General features: G+C 78.5%; 7 protein-coding genes and 2 pseudogenes. 8 read left to right on the top strand and 1 reads right to left on the bottom strand.

The genetic code is table 11. The features are described 5' to 3' along the window. Together WDV85_RS01425 and WDV85_RS01420 are read left to right on the top strand one after the other, a co-directional pair. A pseudogene (locus WDV85_RS01425) lies at positions 1 to 193 on the top strand (hypothetical protein); the annotation flags it as partial. A gap of 57 nt (positions 194 to 250) precedes the next feature. After that, positions 251 to 2,971 carry an ATP-dependent RNA helicase gene (locus tag WDV85_RS01420; protein WP_339568918.1) on the top strand — a complete coding sequence of 907 codons (2,721 nt, stop codon included), beginning with the start codon at positions 251 to 253 and terminating at the stop codon, positions 2,969 to 2,971. Positions 2,972 to 3,201: 230 nt separating this feature from the next. On the opposite strand, the gene WDV85_RS01415 is transcribed toward WDV85_RS01420, so the two are convergent. After that, on the bottom strand, positions 3,202 to 4,398 hold the full coding sequence (locus WDV85_RS01415) for a PQQ-dependent sugar dehydrogenase (RefSeq protein ID WP_339568917.1): 1,197 nt from the start codon (positions 4,396 to 4,398) through the stop codon (positions 3,202 to 3,204). Between the two features lie 143 nt (positions 4,399 to 4,541). Here WDV85_RS01415 and WDV85_RS01410 point away from each other — a divergent pair, with 143 nt between their 5' ends. The 6 genes and pseudogenes from WDV85_RS01410 to lat form a co-directional block, all read left to right on the top strand. Next, the gene (locus WDV85_RS01410) at positions 4,542 to 5,567 is read left to right on the top strand and encodes an NAD(P)-dependent oxidoreductase (RefSeq protein WP_339568916.1); all 1,026 of its coding nucleotides are present in this window, start codon (positions 4,542 to 4,544) and stop codon (positions 5,565 to 5,567) included. A gap of 86 nt (positions 5,568 to 5,653) precedes the next feature. Next, positions 5,654 to 7,396, top strand: a complete 1,743-nt coding sequence (gene ilvD / locus WDV85_RS01405) for a dihydroxy-acid dehydratase (protein WP_339568915.1) — start codon at positions 5,654 to 5,656, stop codon at positions 7,394 to 7,396. A gap of 123 nt (positions 7,397 to 7,519) precedes the next feature. Beyond that, positions 7,520 to 7,984: an Lrp/AsnC family transcriptional regulator gene (locus WDV85_RS01400; RefSeq protein WP_339568914.1), complete on the top strand. Its 465-nt coding sequence runs from the start codon at positions 7,520 to 7,522 to the stop codon at positions 7,982 to 7,984. A gap of 170 nt (positions 7,985 to 8,154) precedes the next feature. After that, positions 8,155 to 9,174, top strand: a complete 1,020-nt coding sequence (locus WDV85_RS01395; RefSeq protein WP_339568913.1) for a hypothetical protein — start codon at positions 8,155 to 8,157, stop codon at positions 9,172 to 9,174. 37 nt (positions 9,175 to 9,211) lie between these two features. Then, positions 9,212 to 10,063 (top strand): DUF1028 domain-containing protein, encoded by an 852-nt coding sequence (locus WDV85_RS01390; RefSeq protein ID WP_339568912.1) that lies wholly within the window; start codon positions 9,212 to 9,214, stop codon positions 10,061 to 10,063. A gap of 85 nt (positions 10,064 to 10,148) precedes the next feature. Then, positions 10,149 to 11,516, top strand: a pseudogene (lat, locus tag WDV85_RS01385) (L-lysine 6-transaminase); the annotation flags it as partial. Positions 11,517 to 11,523: the final 7 nt, after the last annotated feature.

Genomic DNA, 11,523 nt, shown 5'->3' with positions numbered 1-11,523 from the left:
CCCCCCGCCCCCCGCGCCGGTGGTCCGCCTGACCCCCTCCGGCCTGGCCGCCCTCTACGCCGGGTCGGTCACCGCGCTCGGCGCCGTGCGCACCGCGGGCGCCGAGGTGCTCTGCGACGACGAGGACGCCGCCCTCGGGGCGCTCGACGTGCTCGCCGGCGGCGACCTCGTCGAGGTGCTCGACTACTTCTGACGTGCGCACCCCACCCGGGCGCGAGCGCCCCGCTCGACGTCGCCCGACGCCCCCGGCATGAGCGGCGGGCTGCTCGCGACCGCGCTCGCGGCCCTCTCCCGCGACGGCGTCGACCTGCCCGCGGCGGCTGCTCTGCCCGAGCTCCTCGCCGCCCTGGGCGGCGCGGGCCGGGCGCTGCTCGTCGCGCCGCCCGGGACGGGCAAGACGACGCTGGCCCCGCTCGCGCTCGCCGACGCCCTGGCGGAGCGCGGCGGCCCCGGCCGCGTCGTCGTCACCGAGCCGCGGCGCGTCGCGGTGCGCGCCGCCGCCGGGCGGATGGCGGCGCTCCTCGGCGAGGACGTGGGCGGCGCCGTCGGCTACGCCGTCCGCGGCGAGCGGCGCACGAGCGCGCGCACCCGCGTGGAAGTGGTGACGACCGGGCTGCTCCTGCGCCGGCTCCAGGCCGACCCCGAGCTCCCGGGCACGGGCGCCGTGCTGCTCGACGAGGTGCACGAGCGGGCGCTGGACGCCGACCTCGCCCTGGCGCTCGTCGTCGACGCCCGCGCGGTGCTCCGCCCCGACCTGTGGCTCGTGGCGGCGTCCGCGACCCCCGACCAGGCGGCCCTGCGGCGCGCGCTCGCGGGGGCCCCGCCGCCCGACCCCTCGGCGCCCGACCCCTCGCCGCCCGACCCGTCGGCGTCGTCCGAGGTCGCGGACGGCGCCGCGGGGCCGGTGCCCGTCGTCGTCGCGACGGCGCCCGTGCACCCGCTCGCGGTGGTGCACGACCCGCCGCCGCCCGGGCTCGACCCGCCGCAGGGCCTGCGGGTGGACCCGCGGCTGCTCGAGCACGTCGCCGCGGCCACGGCCCGGGCGCTCGACGCCCACCCCGGCGACGTGCTCGTCGTCCTCCCGGGCGCGCGCGAGATCGCTCGCGTGCAGGCCCGGCTGCGGGCCGCGCGCCCCGACGTCGACGTCCTCGCGCTGCACGGGCGCACGCCGCGGGCGGAGCAGGACCGAGCGCTGCGGCCGGGCCCGCGCCGGCGCGTGGTCGTCGCCAGCGCCGTCGCGGAGTCGAGCCTCACCGTCCCCGGCGTGCGCGTCGTCGTGGACGCCGGCCTCGCGCGGGTGCCGCGGACCGACCACGCCCGCGGCCTGGCGGGGCTGGACACCGTGCGGGTCTCGCGCGCCTCGGCCGAGCAGCGCGCCGGCCGCGCGGCCCGGGAGGGGCCGGGCGTGGTCGTCCGCTGCTGGTCGGCCGCGGACGACGCCCGCCTGCCGCCGCGCCCGGAGCCGGAGGTGGCGACGGCGGACCTCGCCGGCGCCCTGCTGGCCCTCGCCTGCTGGGGCAGCCCCCGCGGGGAGGGGCTGGCGCTGCCCGACCCGCTGCCCGCGGGCGCCGTCGCCGCGGCCGAGCGGGCCCTCGGCGACCGCGGGCTCCTCGACGCCGCGGGCCGCGCCACGCCGCTGGGGCGTGAGGTGGCGGGCACGGGGCTGGACCCGCGGCTCGGCCGGGCGCTGCTGCTGGGCGCCCGGGCCGTCGGGTCGCGCGCGGCGGCGGAGGTCGTGGCGCTGCTGTCCGAGGACGGCCCGGGGGGCGGCGCTGGGGCGGGCGACGACCTCGTCGCGGCGTGGCGCGCGCTGCGGCGCGGGGACGACGCCGCGCGCTCGGCGGCCTGGCGGCGGGAGGTCGAGCGGCTGCGGGGGTCGCTCCGCTCCGCCGCGGACCGTCGGCCGACGACCGCCGGCCCGGGGAGCGGTGCAGGTGGGCTCGCCGGCGACGACGAGGCGGTGGCCGGCCTCGTCGTCGCCCTGGCGCACCCGGAGCGGGTGGGGCGCCGTCGACGCGGGGCCGACGGCGGCGAGCGCGACGAGCTGCTCCTCGTCGGCGGCACGGGCGCGTGGCTCGTCCCCGGGTCGGCCTGGTCGGGGTCGTCCTGGTCGCGCTCGGGCGCGCCGACGGGTCGCGGGGACGGCCCGGCGCCGGACGGCTGGCTGGCCGTCGCGCGTCTCGACCGGCCCCTCGGGTCGGCCGACGCCGTGGTCCGCCTCGCCGCGCCGGTCTCCGAGGACGCCGCCCGCCTCGCCGCGGCGCCGCTGCTGGAGACGGAGGAGGAGGTCGCCTGGGTCGGGGGCGCGGGTGGCGACGTCCGGGCCCGCCGCGTCGAGCGGCTGGGCGCCGTCGTCCTCGCCGAGGCGCCCCTCACCGACCCGCCGCCGGAGGCGCTGCAGGCCGCCCTGCTCGACGGGCTCGGGCGGGCGGGCCTCGCCCTCCTCGCCCCCTCGGACGCCGCGGAGCGCCTGCGGCTGCGCCTCGCCGCGCTGGGGGCCGCCCTCGGGGAGCCGTGGCCCGACGTCTCGCCCGAGGCGCTCGTCGCGGGCGCCGCGGGGTGGCTGGGCCCCGAGCTCGCCGCGGCACGGCGTCGCTCCGACCTCGCGCGCACCGACGTCGCGACCGCCCTGAGGCGGCTGCTGCCGTGGCCGCAGGCCTCCCGCCTCGACGAGCTGGCGCCCGAGCGGCTGGCCCTGCCGTCCGGACGGACGGCGCGCCTGGACTACGCCGACCCGCTCGCGCCCGTCCTCGCCGTCCGGCTGCAGGACGTCCTCGGCTGGCAGGACGCGCCCCGCGTGGCGGACGGGCGCACCGCCGTCGTCGTCCACCTGCTCTCCCCGGCGGGCCGCCCCCTCGCGGTGACGGGCGACCTCGCGTCCTTCTGGCGCGGCCCCTACGCGCAGGTCCGCGCCGAGATGCGCGGGCGCTACCCCAAGCACGCCTGGCCCGAGGACCCGCTCGCTCGATGAGCCCGGGCCTCCGGCGGTGAAGGGGGCGTCACCTTCGCGTGGGGAGCGTTCCCAGGGGTGAAGGAGGCGTCACCTTCGCGTGGGGAGAGGCTTCTGAGGTGAAGGAGGCGTCACCTTCGCGTGGGGAAGGGCCCAGGGGGTGAAGGAGGCGTCACCTTCCCGTCGAGAGGGCTGTCCGAGGTGAAGGAGGCGTCACCTTCACGACGAGGGCCGGGGCGACGACGTCCGGCTCAGCCGAGCGGCAGCCGCAGCAGCTGGTCCTCGCCGTCGCCGTCGTTCGTCAGCACCCGCAGCGCGCCGCCGCCCGGGGCCACGGCGACGTCGCGCAGGCGCCCGTGCTCGCCGACGAGGTACGGCTCGGGCTGCCCGACCGGACCGCCCTCCGGCGACGTCGCCACGGGCACCCGCCAGAGCCGCTGCCCGCGCAGGGCGCTCACCCACACGGCGTCGTCGGCCACCGCCAGGCCGCTGGGGGAGGCCTCCGACGGGCGCCACCAGACGAGGGGGTCGGTGAAGCCGGCGTCGGCGGCGTCCTGCCCGCCGGGGCCCTCGACCTCCGGCCAGCCGTAGTTGCGCCCGGGCTCCAGGAGGTTGAGCTCGTCCCAGGTGTCCTGGCCGAACTCGCTGGCGTACAGGCGGTCCTGCGCGTCCCAGCCCAGCCCCTGGACGTTGCGGTGGCCCAGCGTCCAGACCGGGGAGCCCTCCGTGGGGTTGCCCGGGGCCGGCGCGCCGTCCGGCGTGACGCGCAGGACCTTGCCGGCGAGCGACGCCGCGTCCTGGGCCAGCTCGGGCTGCCGCGCGTCGCCCGTCGTCACGTAGAGCAGGCCGTCGGGCCCGAAGGCGAGGCGGCCGCCGTTGTGGACCTGCGCGCGGGGGATGCCCGCGAGCACCGTCTCCGGCTCGCCGAGCCCGTCACCGGACAGGACGGCGCGCACGACGGCGTTGTCGTCGGCCCGCGTGACGTAGGCGTAGACGAGCCCGTCCTCGACGAAGGACGGCGACAGCGCGAGCCCCAGGAGGCCGCCCTCGCCGCGCGGCAGGGCGCCGCCGAAGGTCTCGTCGGGGCTCGTCGTCGGCACGTCGGACACCTGGCCGTCCGCGGTGAGCCGCACCACCCGGGCCTCGTCGCGCAGGCTCAGCAGCGACGAGCCGTCCGGGAGGGCGACGACCGACCAGGGGAGCGGCAGGCCCTCGGCGACCACCTCGGCGGGTCCGGCGGGCGTCCCGCTCGCGCTCGGGGCGGTGGGGGTCGGGGTCGTCGTCGGCGCGTCGGCGACGGCTGACGGCGAGGGGGTCGTCGGCGAGGAGCCCGCCGTCGACGCCGGCACCTCGCCCGTCGGCGCGGGGGAGGCGCCCGGGTCCTCGCCGCCGCAGGCCGCGAGGCCCATTGCGGCGACGGCGGCGACGGCCGCGCGCGAGGCGCGCACGGCTCGGCGGGGGGCGGCGGTCGGGCGTCCGGCACGGAGGGAGGCGGCCATGGGGGGACAACGACCGGGCGCGCCCGCGTGATCCCCGGCCGGCGAGGAGCCGCCACCGCGCCGCCGGGACGCGGTCCCACCACGATGGCCGCATGGCTGGTCGACCGCTCGTGTCCCTGCCCGAGGCCGCGCTCGCCCGCGAGGTGGGGGTCCCCCTCGTCGGGGAGGGCGGCTCGCCGGACGGCGCCGACAGCACTCACAGCCCCGATGGCCCTGGCCTCCCCGACGGCCCGGGCGTCGAGGGCGTCGTCTGGGACCTCGAGCAGCCGCCGGCGGACGCGCTGGCCGCCGAGCAGGTCGAGCGGCTGTCCCTCGTCGTCCTGCCCTACCAGGGCCGTCCGTCGGCGCTCGGCTCCCTGCGCGACCTGCCCGCGCTGCGGGTCGTGCAGACCCAGACGACCGGGGTCGACGCCGTCGCGGCGCACGTGCCCGACGGCGTCGCGCTCGCCTCGGCCGCGGGCGCGCACGACGCCGGGACGGGGGAGATCGCCCTCGCGCTGCTGCTCGCGAGCGTCCGGCGGCTCGACGACGCCGTCCGCGACGCCCAGGAGGGCCGCTGGCGGGGGCCCGAGGGCCTGCGCCCGGGGCTCGCCGGGCGCACCGTCCTCGTCCTCGGCGCGGGCGGCATCGGCGACGCCGTCGTGCGCCGTCTCCAGCCGTTCGAGGTGGACGTCGTCCGCGTCGCCACCCGCGCCCGCACCGACGAGCTCGGGCCCGTCCACGGCGTCGACGAGCTGGGCGCGCTGCTGCCGCGGGCGGACGCCCTCGTCCTCGCCGTCCCCCTGACCGACGGGACGCGCGGCCTCGTGGACGCCGGGGTGCTGGCCGCGCTGCCCGACGGCGCCGTCGTCGTCAACGTCGCGCGCGGGCCCGTCGTCGACACCGACGCCCTCGTCGCCGAGGTGGCCGCCGGCCGCCTGCGGGCGGCGCTCGACGTCACCGACCCCGAGCCGCTGCCGCCCGAGCACCCGCTGTGGCGGCTGCCCGGCGCTATCGTCACGCCCCACGTCGGCGGCGCGACCGACGCCATGCGCCCGCGCGTCGTCGCGCTGCTGCGCCGCCAGCTGGCGGCGCTCGCCGCGGGGGAGCCGCTCGAGAACGTCGTCCGCGGGGCCTGACGGCTGCGCGGCGGGGCCCGGCGGCCCGGGCCCGCAGGGCGGACGCCCGCCGGGGCGCCGGGACGGGCGCTCCTACACTCCGCGGCATGACGCAGGCACCCGAGCGCAGCAGCTCCACCACGACCCCCGCCGCCGCGGGTGTCGACCGGAAGCCGCGCAGCCGCCAGGTCACCGACGGGCTCGAGGCCACGGCCTCGCGCGGCATGCTCCGCGCCGTCGGGATGGGCGACGACGACTTCGCCAAGCCCCAGATCGGGGTCGCGAGCTCGTGGAACGAGATCACGCCGTGCAACCTCTCCCTCGACCGGCTCGCGAAGTCGGTCAAGGACGGCGTCCACGCCGCCCAGGGCTACCCGCTGGAGTTCGGGACCATCTCGGTCTCCGACGGCATCTCCATGGGCCACGAGGGCATGCACTTCTCGCTCGTGAGCCGCGAGGTCATCGCCGACAGCGTCGAGACCGTCATGCAGGCCGAGCGCCTCGACGGCTCGGTGCTCCTCGCCGGCTGCGACAAGTCGCTGCCGGGCATGCTCATGGCCGCCGCGCGCCTCGACCTCGCCAGCGTCTTCCTCTACGCCGGCTCGATCCTCCCCGGCGTCGCCAAGCTGTCCGACGGCAGCGAGAAGCAGGTGACGATCATCGACGCCTTCGAGGCGGTCGGGGCCTGCTCGCGCGGGCTCATGAGCCGCGAGGACGTCGACGCCATCGAGCGGGCCATCTGCCCCGGCGAGGGCGCCTGCGGCGGCATGTACACGGCCAACACCATGGCCAGCGCCGCCGAGGCGCTCGGCATGTCGCTGCCCGGCTCGGCCGCGCCGCCCGCCACCGACCGCCGCCGCGACGGCTTCGCCCGCCGGTCCGGCGCAGCCGTCGTCGGCCTGCTGGAGCGGGGCATCACGGCCCGCGACATCATGACCAAGGAGGCGTTCGAGAACGCCATCGCCGTCGTCATGGCCTTCGGCGGCTCGACCAACGCCGTCCTGCACCTGCTCGCCATCGCCAACGAGGCCGAGGTCGAGCTCACGCTCGACGACTTCGACCGCATCGGCAGCACGGTGCCGCACCTGGCCGACGTGAAGCCCTTCGGCCGCCACGTCATGACCGACGTCGACCGCGTCGGCGGCGTCCCCGTCGTCATGCGCGCGCTGCTCGACGCCGGCCTGCTCCACGGCGACGCGCTCACCGTGACGGGGAGGACGATGGCGGAGAACCTCGCCGACATCGCGCCGCCGGACGTCGACGGCGCCGTGCTCCGGGCCATGGACGCCCCGATCCACCGCACCGGCGGCATCACCGTCCTCAAGGGCTCGCTCGCCCCCGGCGGCGCCGTCGTGAAGTCGGCCGGCTTCGAGTCGGACGTCTTCGAGGGCACCGCCCGCGTCTTCGACCGCGAGCGCGCCGCGATGGACGCCCTCGAGGACGGCACCATCAGCGCCGGCGACGTCGTCGTCATCCGCTACGAGGGCCCCAAGGGCGGCCCGGGCATGCGGGAGATGCTCGCGATCACGGGCGCCATCAAGGGCGCCGGCCTCGGCAAGGACGTGCTGCTCCTCACCGACGGCCGCTTCTCCGGCGGGACGACGGGCCTGTGCGTCGGCCACGTCGCCCCCGAGGCCGTCGACGCCGGTCCCATCGCCTTCGTCCGCGACGGCGACCGCATCCGCCTCGACGTCACGGCCAAGACCCTCGACGTCCTCGTCGACGACGCCGAGCTGGCCCAGCGCCGCGCCGACGGCTGGCAGCCGCTGCCGCAGCGCTACACCCGCGGGGTGCTCGCGAAGTACGCCAAGCTCGTCGGCTCGGCGTCGGGCGGCGCCGTCCTGGCCTGAGCCGAGCGGACCGCCGGACCCGACCTGCTCGTCGCTCGTGACCGTCCACGGTCACGAGCGACGAGCAGGTCCCGGCGCCCGGTGGCGACGGGCGCCCGGACGGCGCTGGGTACGGTCCCCGCCATGCCCTCGCCCCCCGGCCCGGACCTCGACGACGTCGACCGCGCCGTCGTCACCGCGCTCGTCGCGGACGGCCGCCTCAGCTACACCGACCTCGGCAAGCAGGTCGGGCTGCCGACGTCGACCGTGCACCAGCGCGTGCGCCGCCTCGAGCAGCGCGGCGTCCTGCGCGGCTACACGGCCGTCGTCGACCCCGAGGCCCTGGGCCTGCCGCTGTCGGCCATCGTCTCGGTGACGCCGTTCGACCCCGCCGCGCCCGACGACGTCCCCGAGCGCCTCGCCCGGGTGGCCGAGGTCGAGTCGTGCTGGTCCGTCGCCGGCGAGGAGAGCTACGTCCTCCTCGTCCGCACCGAGACGCCGGGCCGCCTCGAGGAGGTCCTCGCCGAGATCCGGACGGCTGGCTCGGTCGCCACGCGCACCACCGTCATCCTCTCCACGCCCTTCGAGGGTCGGCGTCGCACGACCTGACAGTGCGGCGACGGGGGAGTGGTCCACGACCGTGACCGTGCACGGTCACGCCCGTGGACCACTCCACCGGGGGACGGCGCTCGGCCCCGCACCGGGCGTCGGGCGGGCAGACTGCCGGGCGGACGCGCCCTCCGGGGCGGCGACGGGGGACGACGGGGGACGGGGACGACGTGGTGCCGCAGGACGACTGGTTCTTCAGGACCGACGGGGGAGACGGGGCCGACGCCGGGGAGCGGGCCGGCTCGGGTCACCGCGTCGACGACGTGACGGCGGTGGCCGGCGCCCCGGGCGAGGAGGCCGGCCCGCCCGGGCGAGCCCCGCGCGGGCGCCGGCGCGCCCTCGTCGCGGCGGGCGCCACCGCGGCGGTGGCCCTCGGGCTCACCGCCGCCGGAGCCGTGGTCGTGACCGGCCTCGGCGGGCCGGACGTCGTCCTCGCGCGCGCGGCCTCCCCGGTGGCGCCCGAGGCCTCCGGCGGCGGGGCCGCGCCCGACGGCGCGGACGACGCCTACCTCGCCTCCCTCACCGCCCCGACCGAGACCCCGCCGCCGCCCCCGCCGCCCGAGCCGGTGGACGTCCCGGAGCCCGTGGTGCGGGTCGAGCCGCTCGCGCCGGGCGAGTCCTACGGCGAGGACGCCGACCCCCACGCCGTCGCGTACGAGGTGCCCGACCTCGGGGCGAGCTGGTCGGCGGCCCTGCCGGACGGGCAGGTCGCGCTCGGCGACCTCGGCCAGTACCGCCTCCAGCCCACCGTGCCCGGGCAGAGCTGCGACGGCGGGTCGTCCTCGCCGCGCTCCGTGGCGGGACGGCAGTGGATGTGGGCGGAGGAGGACTCCGACCGGCTCGACCAGACCACCGTCGAGCTCGTCGTCACCGGGTGGCCCGAGGGCGGTGGCCCCGCGGCCTTCGCGGACGTCGTCGAGGACGACGGGCCCTGCACCTGGTTCGACGACGTGCCGTCGCCCGCCGACGTCGCCGTCCCCTCGGCGGACGAGGCCTGGGCCGGCGTGCGCACGAGCCCGGTGGGCGACGGCTCGACCGTCCTGCTGGGCGCCGCCCGCACGGGCGACCTCGTCGTGGGGGTCCAGGTGTGGCACCCGGCGGCCGGCGACGCCGACGCCCTCACCGGCCGGCTCCTCGAGGCCGCCGTGCTCGAGCTCCGCGAGGCCGACCCCGGCGGCGCCGCCGGCTGACCCGCCGGGGCGGCGCCCCGCGGCTACGGTCGCGCGCGTGGCCTTCTCGATCGTGGGGCGCAGCCCCGACGGCACGGCCCTCGGCGTCGCCGTGGCCTCCAAGTTCCTGGCCGTCGGCGGCTTCGTCCCCGCCCTCGAGGTGGGCGTCGGGGCGCTCGCGACCCAGGCGGCCGTCAACCTCGCGCTCAAGGCCGAGGGGCTGGCGCTGATGCGCGGCGGTGCCACCGCCGCCGAGGCGCTGGACCGCTTCCTCGCCGCCGACGAGGGGCGCGAGGAGCGCCAGGCCGGCGCGGTCGACGCCGACGGCCGGTCGGCGACGCGCAGCGGGAGCGCGTGCCACCCGTGGGCGGGCGGGGAGGCCGGCGAGGGGCCCGAGGGGTCCTTCGCCGCGCAGGGCAACATCCTCGTCGGCCCGGAGGTCGTCGAGGCGATGGTCGCCGCGTGGCGGGCCTCCGCGGCCGAGCGGTCCCTGCCGCGCCGCCTGCTCGCGGCGCTGGAGGCCGGTGACGCCGCGGGCGGCGACCGCCGCGGTCGCCAGTCCGCGGCCCTCGTCGTCGTCGCGCCGGGAGGGGGGTACGGCGGCTCGGACGTCGTCGTCGACCTGCGCAGCGACGACGACGCCGCCCCCGTGGCCCACCTCGCCCGGATGCTCGCCGAGCACGAGCTCCTCTTCGGCCGGACGCCGCCCGAGGAGCTGCTGGCCTGGGACGACGGCCTGCGCGCCGAGGTCCGCCGGCTCCTCGACGGGACCGGCACCACCGGCGGCGACCTGGCGGGGGACCTCGAGCGGTGGGCCGGCGCGCAGAACCTCGAGGAGCGCGTGCGCCCGGGCGGTGTCGACCGCCTCGATCCGGTCCTGCTCGCGCAGCTGCGCCGCGCGGACGGATGATCCTCCCGTCGTAGCCGGTCTCGGCGGGACGTGGAAGGGCCTGAGGGCCTTGTCGAGCGGAGGATCTCCCGTCTAGCCTCCGGGCATGAGCGCACCCACCGTCGACCGCCCCACGAGCGCCGCCCCCGACGCGAGCAGGCCCGCCCCCAGCGGGCCGGTCACGGCCGCCACCGCCCACGAGCACGTCGCGGCGCACATGCTCGACGACGGCCTCGGCCTGGTCCTCGACCTGGCGGCCTCCCGCGGCTCGCGCCTCGTCGACGCCCGCGACGGCAGCTCCTACCTCGACATGTTCACCTTCTTCGCGTCCTCGGCCCTCGGGATGAACCACCCGGACGTCGCCGAGGACGAGGCCTTCCGCGCGGAGCTGCTCCTCTCGGCGCTGTCCAAGCCGAGCAACTCCGACATCGTCACGGTCGAGCGGGCGCGCTTCGTCGACGTCTTCGCGCGCGTCCTCGGCGTCCCCGAGCTGCCGCACCTGTTCTTCGTCGAGGGCGGCGGGCTCGCCGTTGAGAACGCGCTCAAGACGGCCTTCGACTGGAAGAGCCGGTGGAACGAGGCCCACGGGATCGACCCGGCGCTCGGCACGAAGGTGCTCCACCTGCGCCAGGCGTTCCACGGCCGCACCGGGTACACGATGTCGCTGACGAACACCGACCCCACCAAGGTCGCGCGCTTCCCGCAGTTCGACTGGCCGCGCATCGACAACCCGCACCCCGTCGAGGGCGAGGACGACGCCGTCCTGCGCGCCCGCGAGGACGCGGCGCTCGCGCAGGCCCGCGCCGCCTTCGAGCAGCACGCGCACGACATCGCCTGCGCGATCGTCGAGCCGATCCAGGGGGAGGGCGGGGACAACCACCTCACGCCCCGCTTCCTGCAGGGCCTGCAGGCGCTCTGCCACGAGTTCGACGCCCTCTTCGTCTGCGACGAGGTGCAGACCGGCTGCGGCCTCACGGGCACGGCCTGGGCGCACCAGCAGCTCGGGCTCGAGCCCGACGTCGTGGCCTTCGGCAAGAAGACGCAGGTCTGCGGGATCATGGCCGGCCGCCGCGTGGACCTCGTGCCCGACAACGTCTTCCGCGTCTCGAGCCGCATCAACTCCACCTGGGGCGGCGGGCTCGTCGACATGGTCCGCGCGCGGCGCATCCTCGAGGTGCTCGAGCGGGACGACCTCGTGGGCCACGCCGCCCGCGCCGGCGAGCACCTGCTGGCGGGCCTGCGCGACCTCGCCGCCCGGCACCCCGAGGTCACCGACGTGCGCGGCCGCGGCCTCATGTGCGCCTTCGACCTGCCCGACGGCGAGCGCCGCGGCGCGCTGCTGGCCCACCTGGAGACCCACGAGCACGTGCTCGCCCTCGGGTGCGGCTCGCGCAGCGTCCGCTTCCGCCCGGCCCTCACCGTGACCACCGACGAGCTCGACGAGGCCCTCGCCGCCGTCGACCGCGCCCTGTCCGCCCTCT

Source organism: Pseudokineococcus sp. 5B2Z-1 (assembly GCF_037482305.1).
GTDB lineage: Bacteria > Actinomycetota > Actinomycetes > Actinomycetales > Quadrisphaeraceae > Pseudokineococcus.
The sequence above is the reverse complement of the archived record's forward strand: the minus strand, read 5'-3'. Positions and strand labels throughout refer to the sequence as shown.

Coding starts and splice junctions, on each gene's coding strand:
- WDV85_RS01420 (WP_339568918.1), top strand. CDS start 251: ATGAGCGGCGGGCTGCTCGCGACCGCGCTCGCGGCCCTCTCCCGCGAC.
- WDV85_RS01410 (WP_339568916.1), top strand. CDS start 4,542: ATGGCTGGTCGACCGCTCGTGTCCCTGCCCGAGGCCGCGCTCGCCCGC.
- ilvD (WP_339568915.1), top strand. CDS start 5,654: ATGACGCAGGCACCCGAGCGCAGCAGCTCCACCACGACCCCCGCCGCC.
- WDV85_RS01400 (WP_339568914.1), top strand. CDS start 7,520: ATGCCCTCGCCCCCCGGCCCGGACCTCGACGACGTCGACCGCGCCGTC.